The organism is Fontimonas sp. FW305-C-3 (genome assembly GCF_058783185.1).
Genome location: NZ_JBYSYK010000003.1, coordinates 118,923 through 133,612, shown reverse-complemented (window position 1 = coordinate 133,612; position 14,690 = coordinate 118,923). Strand labels below are relative to the sequence as shown.

Here is a 14,690-nt window from a genome sequence, read left to right as displayed (position 1 = left end):
GGTGTGGAGCCCTTCAGCGAATTCGGTGGCGCTCATCGGAAGTTCGCGCGCACGGTCACGCCCCAGGTGCGCGGATCGCCGGCATAGGCGCCGTAGTCGCCGACGCCGTACAGCGGATAGACGCCGGCGATGTACTCCTCGTCGAAGATGTTGCGCGACCAGACCCACACATCCCAGGCCTGGCCGCTGTCGCGCACGCCGAGGCGCAGGCTGGTCAGCGTGTAACCGTCGATGTACGTGGAGCGACCGTGCTCGACCGTGCCCCAGTAGCCGCTGCGATACATGGCGTCGACGGCGCCATAGCCTTCAAGCCCGCTGCCGAAGAAATAGCCGTACTCGGCGCCGGCGGTGGCCGACCAGCGCGGTGCGTTGAACAGCGTTTCGCCGCTGAGATCGCGGTCGTTGTCGCGGGTGTCCTCGTTCGGCGCATTGTCGAAGTCGACGGTGATCGCGTCGCTGTAGGCGACGCCGCCGCGCAGGCGCAGGCCTTCGGATGCAAAGCCGAACGCGTCCAGCTCGATGCCGCGCAGGCGCACCTTGCCGACGTTCAGCAGGTTGATCTGACGCGGATTCGGAATGACCGTGTCTTCCTCGTCGAAGGTCAGCGCCTGGTAGTCGCGGATGTCGGTGTGATACAGCGCCAGCGACATCGACAGGCGGTTGCCGAAGAACTGGCCCTTGGCGCCGATCTCGTAGGCGGTGGCTTCTTCCGGCTCGAACGTCGGCTTCACCGATTCGCCGGTGACGCCCAGGTTGATGCCGCCGCCCTTGTAGCCGCGCGCCACCGAACCGTAGGTCATCAGGTTCGGCAGCAGCTTGTAGCTCAGCGCGACCTGGCCGGAGGCATTGCCTTCGTTGCGTTTGGTCGCGCGGTAATACGCGCCGCCGGCGATCGCGTCGAGCAGGCCTTCGACCGTCAGGTCATACAGCCCTGCGAGCTGCATGACCGGGTTGATGAGGTTCAGCGCCGTGCACTCCGGGCAACCGCCGGTGCGGGCGCGGCTGACCTCGGAGTCGCGCCACTCGTAGGTGTAGCGCAGGCCGGTGGTCAGGTCGAGCCGATCGGTCAGATGCCAGTTCACCGAGCCGAAGCCGGCAAGGCTGTCGGTGGTCTGCGTGTACGTCGTGTTGATCAGCGTGCCGTCCAGCGTGGCCGGCGGGATCACCAGATACAGCACCGGGCCGAAGGTGGTTTCGGTCAGCGGCAGGCCGGTGCGTTCGCGGATCAGGCCGCCGAAGGTCCAGCCGACCATGTCTTCGCCGAGCAGCACGCTTTCGTTGCCGTTGAAATCCTGGCGCAGGTAGAACAGGCCGAGCACGGTGTCGAAGCCGTCGAAACTCGAATCGAGGCGGAACTCCTGACTGAGCTGGCTGTGCTCGTTGAGCGTGCCGGTCGCGACCAGCTCCAGCGACGTTGCATCGTCGTTGGCTGGCAGGAAGTACCAGTCGCGCCACGCACTGATGCCGGTCAGGCGGTGATCGTCGCCGAGGTCCCAGTTGAACTCCGCGGACAGCGCCTTCTGCTGCATGTCGACATCCGTCACGTTGTCGGAATCGGTGACGCGGTCGTAGGGATTCAGCGACGGTCGCGTGTACTCCATGAAATCGTCGCGGGCCTGCACGGCGGCGCGCACCGGGCCGATCAGCGGATAGACGCAGCATTCTTCGTCGGTGCTGCCGTACTCGGCGATGAAGCGCCAGTTCAGATCCGACGACGGCGTCCACAGCAGCTGACCGCGCAAGCCCCACTTGTTGCGTTCATTGAGGTCATGGCCGTTGTAGACGTTGTCGATCATGCCGTCGCGCTGGCTGACGTAACCGGTCAGGCGGCCGGCGAGGGTCTGGTCTTCGAAGACCTGGCCGCCGACACTGCCGCGCAGCAGCTTGAGGCCGTAATCGCCGACCGTGCCTTCGAGATTCGCCTCGTACGCATGCGTCGGCATCTTGGTGACGAGGTTGATCGCGCCGGCCGTGGTGTTCTTGCCGAACAACGTGCCCTGCGGCCCGCGCAGGATCTCGACACGATCGAGATCGACCAGGTCGAAGAAGGACAGGCCCTGACGACCGAGGTAGACCCCGTCGAGAAACAGGCCGACGCTGCTCTCGATGCCGTCGTTGACCGAACTGGAGCCAAGGCCGCGGATCGTGTAGCTGGTCAGCCGCGGATTGGGCACCGTGACGACGAGGCCGGGAACGCGTTCCTGGATATCGGTCGCAAGCGTCAGGCCGGCAGCACCCAGCGCATCGCCATCGAGGACGGCGAGGGAGATCGGCACATCCTGCGCACGCTCCTCGCGGCGGCGAGCGGTGACGACGATTTCTTCCAACGCTGTCGCCGAAGGGGCTTTCTCCGCAAGGTCCTGAGGCGCTGGTGTGGCCTGCGGCAGCGGGATCGTATCCAGCAGCGGCTCGGACGCCGTCGCCGGCGCTTCGGCCTCGATGGCCGGCGTGCTTTCTTCCGCGTCGCCGGTCTCCGGCTGCGCGAACGCAAAGCTGGCCCACGTCGCGAGGCCTGCGGCCAGCAGCTTTCTTCCTGTATCGCTCAACATTCGATTTGCGTCTGCCTTGATTGCACCGGTCCGGTCGACGGGTACCGCTTGCCAGCGGTGTCCGACATGGCCGTGTGATCCATGCAGACGTTCCCCCGAGCCGCCTAAGGATGCAAGACACTGCCAATGGAATCCATATGCCGACCAAGAATATGTATCCATATGCATATGCCTTAAGGGTGACTACGCCACCGTACGCAAGGCCAGCGTCTGCGCCGAGAAGCGCTCTTCATCGGGACCGGACAACTGCCGCTGTGCGGCCGGCTTCAGGCACTCGCGCAACAGCCTGCGGTATTCCGTGCGAAAGGCGTCGTGAGTGCGGTTGCCGAACGTCGTATGCCCGCCCTCGTAAAGCTGCTCCTGATACTCGGCATGCGTGGTGCAGTAACCGAAGTAAGCATTGGCGTACGAAGAGATGAGCACGTGGCGCACGCCGGCCGGAGCGAGCAGTTCGGCGCAGAGTTCGCGCAGCTGGCGCCCGGCCTGCGTCGTGATCTCGCCGGGAAAGCCAATCAATGCCAACTCGCCGATGCGCAGGAATTGCAGCGGCAGCACGCAAGGCACCCAGGGCTTTTCTTCCAGCGCACCCGCGCGTTCCTGGCGTTGCATTTCCTGCAGGATGGGATCGAGTGCGCCCGGCAGGTTCTGCACTGTGTTCATGCCGAGCAGGCGGCCGATGCCGGATTCCGACACGATCAGCTTCGGCCACTGCGCACGCTGCTGAGCTTCGTAAGCCGCCTGTTGCGCTGCGTCCGCGCGACGCATGCGTCGATCGTCGCGCCAGCGCTTGCCGCGCGCGAGTGCTTTCAGCAAGGCCAGCACCGGCTTCGGTGCGCCGGGTCCGTCGATCGGCGATCCGCCGAAGAAGGCCAGTCCATGACAGGGCGCTGAAGTCCGCTCGCCGATGCGGCCGCCGGTGAAATCGGCATCGCACTCGACGTCGGACAGATCGCTGCGCAGCAGCGCGGCATCCAGCGTCGCATCCTGCAGGCCTTGTTCCTTGCGCAGCGCGCCGAGCAGGCGCAGCGCGTGATCGCTCTGCAAGCGGCCGTTGAAGCGCGCGCTCTCGTGATCGTCCTTGTAGCGGCCCTTGGGCCAGCCCTGCTTGCCGCTGCCTTGCGCGTTGGGCGATACATCGCCGGCGAACTGCTGCGCGAAGATGGCAACCGCGTCGCCGCCCAGCGCTTGCTCCACGGCCTCCGCGGCGTAGCCCTTGTTGTCGTAGGAAACCAGCGTGTTGCGATTGCCGACACTGGTGGGATGTACGCCAAACCAGTTGATCTGCCCGATCGCGCGGCCATCGAGGGCCTCCGCCTTGAGCAACCACATCGTTCGCTCGATCGCGCGATGGGTCTCGCCGGCCGGCAGCGGGGTCACGTCGGGGTTGCGATTGTAGGCAGCGAGCGAACGATTGAACGCAACATCGACATCGTCCGGGAAATCGCCATGGGTAAATCCCAGCACGGCCGGCTGCCGGCCTGTCCAGGCGCCGTCGAGCGCATCCGTCAGGCTCTCGACGATGGCATTGAAGATCTGCGGTCGGAAGCCGGGAATCGAAAAGTTGTAGAACGGGAAATGCGAGTAGCCGCCCGGCGCGCTATGCGTGTGCTGCGAGGCAAGCAGCACATTGTCGTCGCGGAAAACCCTCGCGCCGTGCTTCTGCTGCAACCGTTCCAGGACGGCCCGCTTGATTTCCGGAAAGACCATGCACACTTCGGCCTGGGCGAAGAACACCGCGGTGTCCGCCGTGTCCGCGAAGCAGAACGCGCGAGCGTACAAAGACGTTGCGCGGCCCTTGATGACATTGGTCGCCCGACCGTAGCCCATCATGCCGATGCCGTCGCCGGAGAAGACGATCTCGCGTTTGGCGGCGCCGACGCGCCAGGTCGTTGCGGCAGATTCCATGTTCTTGATCGCTGTCCTTGATAAGCGCTACAGCATAGTGATGGACGATGGCTGCGCCCATCAACCACTCACCGCCGGCAGAGCAGGCGCGCGAGTCGCCGCTAGGGTTCTTTGACAAACTCGAGCGCGGCGTCGCGATACAGCGGTTGCTGGCTCAGCGCTCGCAAGGCGTCCAGCGTCTTGAACGGCGAGCTGACCGACAGGCTGTTGATCAGTGAAGCGGGTACCGTGCCGCCGGGATCGGTAAATGCAAGCAGCTCGACGTCGACTGCGCCGCCCTCGGCCGGTGTTATCCGCCAGCTCTGGCGGGAGTCCACAATGCGGGTGTGGCCGTCCTTCAGCGGCAGGCCTTCGGTCAACGCAAAACTGCTGATGGTCACCGCCAGGGTTTGCGGATCCTGAACAATCTCGCATTGGTTGAGCAGGTCGCGCTTTGAAAACGGCCAAGGCGCTTTCAGAACCGAATACACCTGATAGCGCGTGCTGTTGTCGCGTTGTATCACCGTGGCCTCGGACACTGAGTCGCTGAGCAGCTGACGGGCGCCGATGTCGGTCAGCACGGCCACGACGCTGCTGAGGCGCGCGACCACCTGCATGTTGCCGCGGATCTCGCGGATCTCCTTGTTGCCGACGGGGCGCGTGTAGATCCGGATGTCGTCCCGGTCCCGCTCGAGGCGCCACTCGCCGGTGTTCGCCAGCGCACCGGGCATCGTCGCCGCGCAGAGCATCAGCAGCAGAGACCGCAGGATGCCCGACATCGGCCTTGGCGCAGCCAGCGCTGCGAGCGGTTTCGAGCAAGACAGCTTCATGCCGGTCCTTCGGTCAATCGAGATTCGAGGATGCTAGGAGTCCGCGGTTCCGGATTGGAAAGACTTTCGGGGCCTCTGCTTATTCCGCGGCGGGCTTCGATCCGCGGAGTGATGCCCATCGCCGCTGGCAAAGCGCCGGCATTATGGGTTCAGCCCGGTTTCCGCCAAGGTCGGGCGATGCTCGGTATCGTCTTCACGCTGTCGCAGCCAGGACATGAGCTCGGCCATGCCGCCACGCCCAAGGCCTTCGACCTGCCACAGCACCTGCTGGGGCACCGCGGCCACTTCCGCCCGGCTGGAGAATCCGTATCGCTTGAGCGCATTGGCCGGGCGAGCCGGCAGTCCGCGGGTCCAGTCTTCACAGCACTTGTCCTGATAACTTGCCAGCGAACGTGCAACGAGTTTAGGGCGCATATGAATCGAGATGCGGGGCTAAAAGCGGCCTGATCAGGAAGCCGCGTGCGGTGGCAGAAAAAGGAAGGCCAACGGGAACAGGGTCAGTCCCGTTGGCCAAGATACGACGTGCTGGAGGAGTTGCAGCCGGCTCGGCAACAAGCCGGAGTCCTTACTCTAGGCAGGCATTTATTCGAAATGAAGGAATCATTTCATCTGCACTTATTCCGAACTGGATATCGGGCGAGCCTTGTTGCGGGCCAAAGCCGTCACCCGACGAACTCGATCGCCGGACGCGCTGCGAAAAACAGATTCAGAACTGGCTGGGCGGCAGGCGCACGATCAGACCGTCGAGTTCTTCCTTGACGATCAGCTGACAGGTCAGGCGGCTGTTGTCTTCGACGCGCAGCGCGCCGTCGAGCATCATCACTTCCTCTTCGCTCTTCGCCGGCAGCTTGTCGCACTGCGCCGGATCAACGTAGCCGTGGCAGGTCGCGCAGCTGCAGCAGCCGCCGCAATCGCCGACGATGCCGGGCACCATGTTGTCGAGCGCGGTCTGCATCAGCGACTTGCCGATCTCGGCCTCGACGACATGTTCGGTGCCGTTGTGTTCGATGAAGAGGATCTTGGGCATGCGGGGCTCGCTCGAAATCGCGCTGGCGGGTTGGGGCGGTGCCGGGTCAGGCGCCGGACTTCTCGGTGATGTAAGTCAGTTTCGCATCGGCGTACTTCGGCCGCTTGACCAGTTCGCGCAGCTTGGTCAGCGTCTTGAACGGCGTGCTGACCGACATGGCGTTGATGATCGACGACGGAATCGGCCCGGCGGGATCGGACAGGATGTAAGACTCGACGAGCACGCCGCCGTCGGCCTGCGGCGTCAGCACCCAGCGCTGGGTCGATTTGACGATGCGCACATAGTCCTTGTTCGGCGGAATGCCGGCGGTGGTCGCGGTGTCGGTGATCGTGACGGCGAGCGTCTGCGGGTCCTGCACGACTTCGCGCTGGTTGACGATGTCGCGATTGCTGACCGGCCACGGCATCTTCATCTGCGCATAGATCTGATAGCGCGTATCGCTCTCGCGGTTCTGCACTTCGGAATGCTTGACCAGATCGGTCAGTTCCGGCGTTGCGGCTTCGTCGGTGATGGTCGCGACGACGCTGGGCAGGCGCGCGTCGATGACGACCTGGCCGCGTACTTCATGGATTTCCCAGCCGGCGACGGGGCGCGTCGAGATCTGGATGCCGTCCTTGTCCTTCTGCAGTTTCCAGCCGCCGGCGTCGGCGGCCAGCGCGGCGCCGGCGGTTGCCAGTACGAGCAGTGCGGTGCACAGCGGGCCTGCGATGAGGCGGTGACGGCGAAACTCGGTCATTCCATGACTCCGAAAACAGGGCGCCGGACCCTCTACCCAAGTCCGGAATTGCCGGTTAGACTGCCAAATATGATACAGATGGATCATAAGCAGCCGAGCGCGAAGACGTCAAACACGAAGACGTCGGATATCAAGGACGCCCGCATGGTGCGGTCGCGCGCCGCGCTGGGCGCCGCGCTGCTGGCGCTGATCGACCAGCGTGCCTTCGACCAGATCACGGTGCGTGAGATCACCGCCGAGGCCGGCGTCGGCTACGCGACGTTCTTCCGCCACTACGAGAGCAAGGAAGCGCTGCTCGACGACGTTGCCGGCGACCAGGTGCGGCAGCTGGTCTCGCGCTCGCTGACCGCGCTCGAGGATGTCGATACCCGGGCCGCCTGCCTGGCGCTGTGCACCTACGTCGACGAGCACCGCAAGGTCTGGGCGGCGCTGTTCAGCAGTGGCGCGAAGAAGGCGGTGCAGGAAGAGCTGGTGCGGGTCTCGATGATCGTCGCGTCGACCCGTTCGTCCGGCTGGATTCCGGCCGAGCTCGGCGTGATCGTCACCGCCAGCTCGACCGTCGAGGTGCTGTCCTGGTGGCTGCGCCAGCCCGAGCCGATGCCTGCAGAACAGGTCGCCAAGATGCTCGACTGGCTGATCATGTCGCCGCTGATCCGGCTCGGATCGGGGATCTGAGCACGGCCGTTCCGTCGCGAGGGAAATGCTGCGATGCCGCATTTTATGAGCTAAGTAGATCACGTTCAGATATTAGTGTCATACTTCTGACAGCAAAATTACAGGGGATTCGTCGTGCGCTTCAAAGCCAGCCTCAGAACGTCTTGCCGTGCCGCATTGCTGATCCTGCTGGGCATCTCGCTCGGCGCCCAGGCGGCGGACCCCGAGTCGCATCAGCGCGGTACCAAGTACTCGCCGCTGACGCAGATCAACAAGAACAACGTCGCCAATCTGGAACTGGCCTGGGAGTACCACACCGGCGAAGCGCCGCCCAAGGACAGCGTCGGCAAGATGATCGCGTTCGAGGACCAGCCGAGCCTGATCGACGGCAACCTCGTGATCTGCACGACCTCGCGCCGCATCATCGCGCTCGATCCGGCGACCGGTAAGGAACGCTGGGCCTTCGATCCGAAGGATCCGGTCGTCGGCATGCAGAAGTGCCGCGGCGTCTCGCACTGGGTCGATCCAGAGGCCGCAGTGGGTGCGGCCTGCCAGTCGCGCATCCTGTTCGGCACCGCCGACTACCGGTTGATGGCGATCGACGCACGCGACGGCAAGCGCTGCGCGGGCTTCGGCGACAACGGTCAGGTCGTCATGCCGAAGAGCAAGCCGGAAATCTTTGTCGGCGAGGTCGTCTCCGGCTCCAAGCCGGCGGTCGTCAACGGCGTGGTCGTCGTCGGGTCGGCGGTTGCCGACAACCAGCGCGTCGATGCGCCGAGCGGCCGCGTGCTGGCCTACGACGCGCGCACCGGTGCGCCGAAGTGGCAGTTCGATCCGCTGCCGCGTGATCCGTCGGACCCGGCGGCGAAGACCTGGGCCAAGGGCACGGCCGAAGGCTTCGGCGGCGGCAACGTCTGGGCCAACATGGCGGTCGATCAGGCGCTCGATCTGGTCTACCTGCCGACAACCAGTCCGTCCGGCGATTTCTTCGGCGGCACGCGCGCCGGCGACAACCGCTACTCGTCGTCGATCGTCGCGCTGAAGGGCTCGACCGGCGAGGTGGCCTGGCACTTCCAGTTCGTCCATCACAACGTGTTCGACTACGACACGCCGTCGGAGCCGCTGCTGATCGACTGGACGCTGGACGACGGCTCGAAGGTGCCGGCGCTGGTGCAGAACAACAAGACCGGCCTGATCTTCGTCTTCAACCGCGCGACCGGCGAGCCGCTGGTGCCGATCGTCGAGAAGCCGGTGCCGCAGGCCGGCAAGGTCGCCGACGAAGTGCTGTCGCCGACGCAGCCGTTCCCGGAAGGCATGCCGACGCTGGTCAAGCAGGGCTTCGCGCCGGACGACGCCTGGGGCTTTTCGTTCATCGACCGCTGGCTCTGCAAGCGCAAGGTCGAGGCGCTGAACTACGGCCCGACGTTCACGCCGCCGAGCGAGAAGGGCACGATCTTCTCGCCGTCGGTCGGCGGCGGCCCGAACTGGGGCGGCGGCGCCTACGATCCCGCGAGCGGGCTGATGATCGTGCCGTCGAACCGCGTGCCGACGATCGTCAAGCTGGTGCCGGTTGCGCAGGCCAAGGACAACAAGGGCCAGAAGGTCGAACTGGGCGGCACGATGGCGTTCGCCGCGCAGGGCGCGCCGTATGTCTACGAAATCTCGCCGCTGCTGTCGCCGCTCGGTTCGCCGTGCTCGGCACCGCCGTGGGCCGCGCTGACCGCCGTCGATCTCGCCAACAAGAAGATCGTCTGGGAAGTGCCGCTCGGCAGCATCGACAAGCTGATGCCGATGAAGCCGCCGGCATGGGCCAACTTCGACACGAACCTCGGCACGCCGGGCGCCGGCGGCCCGCTGGTCACGGCCGGCGGCCTGGTGTTCATCGGCTACACGCTGGACGACACGCTGCGCGCCTTCGATCTCAACAGCGGCAAGGTGCTGTGGCAGTCGGACCTGCCGGCCGCGGGCACCGCGGTGCCGGTCAGCTACGAGGCGAACGGCACGCAGTACGTCGTCATCGCCGCCGGCGGCCACACCATGTACCACTCGACGACCGGCGATTCGGTTGTCGCGTATCGATTGAAGCGCTGAGTCCGACCGTAGCCCGGGTGAAACCCGGGTTGCACGCGGGCTACAGGTTATGAAGCGCTGAACATCAGGCAGCAACGCACCGAAGGAAGAGAGAGCCGAACATGCAGATCACAGGCCAGCAACGCATTCCAGCCAGCCGCCAACAGGTCTGGAACGCCCTGAACGATCCGGAAGTGCTGCGCCGCTGCATTCCCGGCTGCCAGTCGCTGAGCAAGGAATCCGATACGCGCATGGTGGCGACGGTCGAGATCAAGATCGGCCCGATCGGTGCGCGCTTCAACGGCGCGGTCGAGCTGGCTGACATCGTCGCGCCGGATTCGTACACGCTGATCATCGAAGGCCAGGGCGGCACGGTCGGTTCGGTCAAGAGCATCGCCAAGGTCAAGCTGTCGGACGGCGGCGACGGCGTCACCGTGCTGTCCTACGACGTCGACGCGCAGGTCAGCGGCCGTCTCGCGCAGCTCGGCGGGCCGATCATGGATGCGACGGCCAAGCAGCTCGCGGCGCGCTTCTTCGGCCAGTTCGGCAACGTCATCGCTGGTCCCGCGCCTTCCGCGAAGGCCGCGGTCGCTGCACGAGGTGCGGCGGCTGCACCTGCGATGCGCGGCAGCCCGCTGGTCTGGGTGCTGTCGGTCGGTGTCGCGGCCGCAGCCGGTTACCTGATCGGCCAGGGCGGTGGGGTCGGCCAGGCCGACTGGATGGGCATCGCGATTGGTCTGCTGCTGCTGATCGTCGGCGCCGTCGGTTTCGAGTTCGGCCGCCGTGCCGCCGCACCGGTCGTCACGCTCGATCCGCAGCTGCTCGCGCGGCTGTTGGAGGACAAGCGGTGAAGCCGGCGCCGTTCGACTACTACGCGCCGCATACGGTCGACGAAGCCTGCAAGCTGCTGACCGAGGCGGGCGGCGGCGCGACGATCATCGCCGGCGGCCAGACGCTGATGCCGCTGCTCGCGCTGCGCATGAGCCAGCCATTCATCCTGATCGACATCAACCGTATCGCCGCGCTCAAGGGTGTGTCGCGCAATGCCGGCATCACGCGCATCGGCCCGGTGACGCGGCAGAACGAGGCGATCGCCGATCTGGTGCTCGCGCAGGCGCAGCCGCTGATCGTCACCGCGACGAAACACGTCGGCCATCACCAGACGCGCAACCGCGGCACGATCGGCGGTTCGATCGCGCTCGGCGAACCGGCCGCCGAACTGCCGGCAACCGCCGTTGCGCTCGGTGCTTCTGTCGAAGTGCAGTCGACGCGCGGCACGCGCAGCATCGCCGCCGACGCGCTGTACTTCGGGCCGTACGCGACGGCGCTGGAGCCGGACGAACTGCTGACCTCGATCCACATTCCCGAATGGCCCACCGGCACGGTCTGGCTGTTCCAGGAACTCGCACAGCGTCCGGGCGACTTCGCACTGGTCGGCCTCACCGGTGCGCTCAGCGTGCAGGACGGCAAGATCACGAAAGCCGGCATCGCCTGGTTCGGCATGGGCCCGACGCCGATCAAGGCGCGCCAGGTCGAAGCGGCGTTGCTCGGTCAATCCATTGCTGCACTCGATGCGCGTGCGCTCGCCGAGCTGGCGATTGCAGACACCGCACCGTTCGACGATCAGCACGCGACGGCCGAGTACCGGCGTACGGTGGGCAAGCGCGTGTTTGCGCGGGCGCTGAGCGACACCCTGAATCTGAGGCAGGCCGCATGAGCAATCATCAGATTCAGCTCACGATCAACGGCCGCACGCACAGCGCGAACGTCGAAGGCCGTCTGACGCTCAGCGATTTCCTGCGTGGCAACGCCGGCTATACCGGCGTGCATGTCGGTTGCGAACACGGCGTCTGCGGCGCCTGCACGGTCATCGTCGACGGCAAGGCGGTGCGCTCCTGCCTGATGCTCGCGGTACAGGCCGACGGCAGCAGCGTGACGACGGTCGAAGGTCTCGCCGCCGATGACGGCACGCTGAGCCCGGTGCAGCAGGCGCTGCGCGACGAATACGGCCTGCAGTGCGGCTTCTGCACGCCGGGCATCGTCATGACGCTGACGGCACTGACCGCCGCGCCGGCGAAGCCGACCGGCGAGTCGCTCGTGCAGGCCATGTCCGGCCACATCTGCCGCTGCACTGGCTACCAAGGCATCCGCCGCGCGGCGCTCAAGCTCGGCGGGGAAGCGGCATGAACGCGCCCGATACGCAGGGCGGCGTGCGCACCGGCCGCTACATCGGCGAGCGCGTGCCGCGCAAGGAAGACGCGCGCCTGCTGACCGGCCGCGGCGTCTACGTCGACGATGTCGGCCTGCCCGGCATGCTACAGGTCGCGTTCCATCGCAGCCCGATCGCGCGCGGCCGCATCAAGGCGATCGATCTTTCCGTCGCGCGCCAGCTGCCCGGCGTGCATGCGGTGCTGATCGCCGAAGACCTCGCGCGCTTTCATGTCGACATGCTGAGCTTCTTCCTCGCGGCGCCGGTCGTGCCGGTGCCGGTGCTGGCGACCGACTGCGTGCGCCATGTCGGCGATCCGATCGCGATGGTCGTCGCCGAGGATCGCTACATCGCCGAGGACGCGGCGGGGTTGATCACGGTCGAGTACGACGAGGAAGATCCGGTCGTCACGCTCGCCGATGCGAAGACCGGCGCCAAGGTGCATCCGGATTCTGATTCGAATGTTGCCGCCGCGACCGGCTCGGAAGACCCGGACGAGGAGCTTGAAGCGCTGCTCGCCAGCGCACCGCATCTGGAAACCGTCGAGTTCAACCATCAGCGCATCGCGCAGTCGCCGATGGAAACGCGCGGTGTCGTCGCCGCGCCGCAGGGCTCGGGCGAGCTGACTGTCTATCTTTCGTGCCAGGGGCCGCAGCTGTGCGCGCGCTGGTTCGCGCAGGCCTTCGGCATGCCGCAGACCTCGATCCGCGTGATCTCCAAGGATGTCGGCGGCTCGTTCGGTCTCAAGGGACAGCCCTGGCGCGAGGAAGTTGCCGTGGTGCTCGGCGCGATGCTGCTCAAGCGGCCGCTGAAGTGGATCGAGGATCGCCTCGAAAATCTGACCGCGGCGAACCAGGCGCGCGAGCAGGAGATCAAGCTGCGCGTCGCCTTCGATCTCGAAGGCAACATGCTGGCTTCACATGCCGAGTACGGCCTCAACAATGGCGCCTATCCGCAAGGCGCCGACAGCAACATCGCGGTGATGATGTTCCTGTGGGGTGCGCACAAGCTGCCGCGCTTCGATTTCTACTCGCGTGGCTGGTTCACGAACACGATCGGTCTCGCCGCGTACCGCGGCCCCTGGGCGATCGAATCGCTGGTGCGCGAAGTGCTGCTCGATCGCGCGGCGCGCAGCCTCAAGATCGACGCCGTCGATCTGCGCAAGCGCACGCTGATCCGTCGCGAAGACCAGCCTTGCACAACACCGATGGGCCTGCAGCTCGAAGACATCAGCCCGGCCGAATGCCTGGATGTGCTGCTGACCAAGGTCGACATCGCGGCGTTCCGCGTCGAGCAGGCGGAGGCCCGCAAGCAGGGTCGCTATCTGGGCCTGGGCATCGCGACGTACATCGAGCCGACCGCTGGCAGCACCGGCATCGCGGTGCTGATCAGCGAGTCGGCGCATATCCGCATCGAGCCGAACGGCCGCGTCAACGCGGTGGTATCGACGCATTCGCAGGGCCACGGTACGCAGACGACGATGGCGCAAGTCATCGCCGAGCGCCTCGGCGTGCCGTTCGACGACGTCAGCGTCCACGAGGACGACAGCTCGCGCGGCGGCTACGGTTCCGGCGCCTACGGCAGCCGCCAGGCGGTCGCCGGCGGCGGCGCCTGCATCCGCGCCGCCGATCTGCTGGTCGACAAGATCAAGACGATCGCCGCGCATCTGCTCAACACCAAGCCCGACAACGTCCTGCTGCGCGAAGGCTATATCCATGTCTCCGGCGACAAGCCGCAGACCGTGAGCCTGCGCGATCTCGCCGACATCGCCTACGGCGAGCCGGAGCGTCTGCCGGAAGGCATGGATGCCGGACTTGAGGTGCAGTACCGCTACCGGCCGCCGCCGATCACGATGACCAGCGCGGCGCACGCCTGCATCGTCGAGGTCGATGCCGATACCGGCTTCGTCAAGATCAAGCGCTGGGTCTCGAGCGAGGACTGCGGCGTGATGATCAATCCGGCCGTCGTCGAGGGCCAGATCGCCGGCGGTCTCGCGCAGGCGATCGGCAGCGTGCTGATGGAAGAGATCCACTACGACCCGCGCGGCAATCCGACGTCGGTGACGTACAAGGATTACATGCTGCCGACGATCTTCGACGTGCCGGACTTCGAGTACAACCACGACGCTTCGCAGCCGTCGAAGGCCGAAGGCGGCTTCCGCGGCGTCGGCGAGGGCGGTTGCATCGTCGGCCCGCCGACGCTGGTCAACGCGATCGCCGATGCGCTCGCGCCGTTCGGCGAGATCAAGCTGGAATTCCCGCTGACACCGTCGCGCCTGCTCGCGCACATCGAAGGCCGGCGCGAGATCGCCGAGCATGCCGCGCCGGTCGCGGCACCGGCGGTCGACGTGTCGACGCCATCGCCCGCAGCAGCGGTCCACAACGTGGCGACGCCGTCGGCGCCGCAGGAAAAGATCGTCAGCAACGCCGCCGTGCAGGTCGATGGCGAATGGAAGTTCGTGTTGTCGACGCCGCTCGGCCCGCAGGCCTTCACCGGCCGCATGAGCACCGATGGCGACAAGCTGACCGGCGTCTTCATCATGAACATGGACGAGGCGCATTTCAGCGGCACCGTCACCGGCAATCACCTCAAGTGGGACCTGAAGGTGACCAAGCCGATGAACATCACGCTGAAGTACGAGGCGCACATCGAAGGCGACAAGCTGACCGGCAAGTGCAAGATGGGTATCTTCGGCACGGCCAAGCTGGTCGGCGAACGACAGCCCTAAAGC

General features: G+C 65.9%; 12 protein-coding genes. 6 read left to right on the top strand and 6 right to left on the bottom strand.

The window, feature by feature from the left end:
* Positions 1-32 precede the first annotated feature (32 nt).
* The 6 genes from AC3WUF_RS12085 to AC3WUF_RS12060 form a co-directional block, all read right to left on the bottom strand.
* On the bottom strand, positions 33-2,546 hold the full coding sequence (locus AC3WUF_RS12085) for a TonB-dependent receptor (RefSeq protein ID WP_492425861.1): 2,514 nt from the start codon (positions 2,544-2,546) through the stop codon (positions 33-35).
* Positions 2,547-2,732: 186 nt separating this feature from the next.
* Positions 2,733-4,454, bottom strand: a complete 1,722-nt coding sequence (locus AC3WUF_RS12080) for a neutral/alkaline non-lysosomal ceramidase N-terminal domain-containing protein (RefSeq protein ID WP_492425859.1) — start codon at positions 4,452-4,454, stop codon at positions 2,733-2,735.
* A 101-nt stretch (positions 4,455-4,555) separates the two neighbouring features.
* Complete coding sequence (locus AC3WUF_RS12075) at positions 4,556-5,212, bottom strand: SRPBCC family protein (protein WP_492425857.1); 657 nt, start codon at positions 5,210-5,212, stop codon at positions 4,556-4,558.
* A gap of 192 nt (positions 5,213-5,404) precedes the next feature.
* Positions 5,405-5,677 carry a hypothetical protein gene (locus tag AC3WUF_RS12070; RefSeq protein WP_492425855.1) on the bottom strand — a complete coding sequence of 91 codons (273 nt, stop codon included), beginning with the start codon at positions 5,675-5,677 and terminating at the stop codon, positions 5,405-5,407.
* Positions 5,678-5,969: 292 nt separating this feature from the next.
* On the bottom strand, positions 5,970-6,290 hold the full coding sequence (locus AC3WUF_RS12065) for a 2Fe-2S iron-sulfur cluster-binding protein (protein WP_492425853.1): 321 nt from the start codon (positions 6,288-6,290) through the stop codon (positions 5,970-5,972).
* A gap of 46 nt (positions 6,291-6,336) precedes the next feature.
* Entirely contained in the window at positions 6,337-7,026 is a 690-nt protein-coding gene (locus tag AC3WUF_RS12060; RefSeq protein ID WP_492425851.1) for an START domain-containing protein, read from the bottom strand.
* A 78-nt stretch (positions 7,027-7,104) separates the two neighbouring features.
* Between AC3WUF_RS12060 and AC3WUF_RS12055 the strand changes: the two genes are divergently transcribed.
* From AC3WUF_RS12055 to AC3WUF_RS12030, 6 genes are all read left to right on the top strand, one after another.
* On the top strand, positions 7,105-7,701 hold the full coding sequence (locus AC3WUF_RS12055) for a TetR/AcrR family transcriptional regulator (protein ID WP_492425849.1): 597 nt from the start codon (positions 7,105-7,107) through the stop codon (positions 7,699-7,701).
* 114 nt (positions 7,702-7,815) lie between these two features.
* A complete protein-coding gene (locus AC3WUF_RS12050) occupies positions 7,816-9,771 on the top strand; it encodes a pyrroloquinoline quinone-dependent dehydrogenase (RefSeq protein WP_492425847.1) in 1,956 nt (651 codons plus the stop codon).
* 101 nt (positions 9,772-9,872) lie between these two features.
* A complete protein-coding gene (locus AC3WUF_RS12045) occupies positions 9,873-10,601 on the top strand; it encodes an SRPBCC family protein (protein ID WP_492425845.1) in 729 nt (242 codons plus the stop codon).
* On the top strand, positions 10,598-11,467 hold the full coding sequence (locus AC3WUF_RS12040; RefSeq protein WP_492425843.1) for an FAD binding domain-containing protein: 870 nt from the start codon (positions 10,598-10,600) through the stop codon (positions 11,465-11,467). The genes AC3WUF_RS12045 and AC3WUF_RS12040 overlap by 4 nt, the downstream gene beginning before the upstream one ends.
* Entirely contained in the window at positions 11,464-11,937 is a 474-nt protein-coding gene (locus AC3WUF_RS12035) for a (2Fe-2S)-binding protein (protein WP_492425841.1), read from the top strand. The genes AC3WUF_RS12040 and AC3WUF_RS12035 overlap by 4 nt, the downstream gene beginning before the upstream one ends.
* On the top strand, positions 11,934-14,687 hold the full coding sequence (locus AC3WUF_RS12030; RefSeq protein WP_492425839.1) for a xanthine dehydrogenase family protein molybdopterin-binding subunit: 2,754 nt from the start codon (positions 11,934-11,936) through the stop codon (positions 14,685-14,687). Before AC3WUF_RS12035 ends, AC3WUF_RS12030 begins: the two co-directional genes overlap by 4 nt.
* Positions 14,688-14,690 lie beyond the last annotated feature (3 nt).

Excerpts from the sequence above, each read along its gene's own strand:
- AC3WUF_RS12080 (WP_492425859.1), bottom strand. The coding sequence starts at position 4,454 with ATGGAATCTGCCGCAACGACCTGGCGCGTCGGCGCCGCCAAACGCGAG.
- AC3WUF_RS12075 (WP_492425857.1), bottom strand. The coding sequence starts at position 5,212 with ATGTCGGGCATCCTGCGGTCTCTGCTGCTGATGCTCTGCGCGGCGACG.
- AC3WUF_RS12070 (WP_492425855.1), bottom strand. The coding sequence starts at position 5,677 with ATGCGCCCTAAACTCGTTGCACGTTCGCTGGCAAGTTATCAGGACAAG.
- AC3WUF_RS12065 (WP_492425853.1), bottom strand. The coding sequence starts at position 6,290 with ATGCCCAAGATCCTCTTCATCGAACACAACGGCACCGAACATGTCGTC.
- AC3WUF_RS12060 (WP_492425851.1), bottom strand. The coding sequence starts at position 7,026 with ATGACCGAGTTTCGCCGTCACCGCCTCATCGCAGGCCCGCTGTGCACC.
- AC3WUF_RS12055 (WP_492425849.1), top strand. The coding sequence starts at position 7,105 with ATGGATCATAAGCAGCCGAGCGCGAAGACGTCAAACACGAAGACGTCG.
- AC3WUF_RS12045 (WP_492425845.1), top strand. The coding sequence starts at position 9,873 with ATGCAGATCACAGGCCAGCAACGCATTCCAGCCAGCCGCCAACAGGTC.
- AC3WUF_RS12035 (WP_492425841.1), top strand. The coding sequence starts at position 11,464 with ATGAGCAATCATCAGATTCAGCTCACGATCAACGGCCGCACGCACAGC.
- AC3WUF_RS12030 (WP_492425839.1), top strand. The coding sequence starts at position 11,934 with ATGAACGCGCCCGATACGCAGGGCGGCGTGCGCACCGGCCGCTACATC.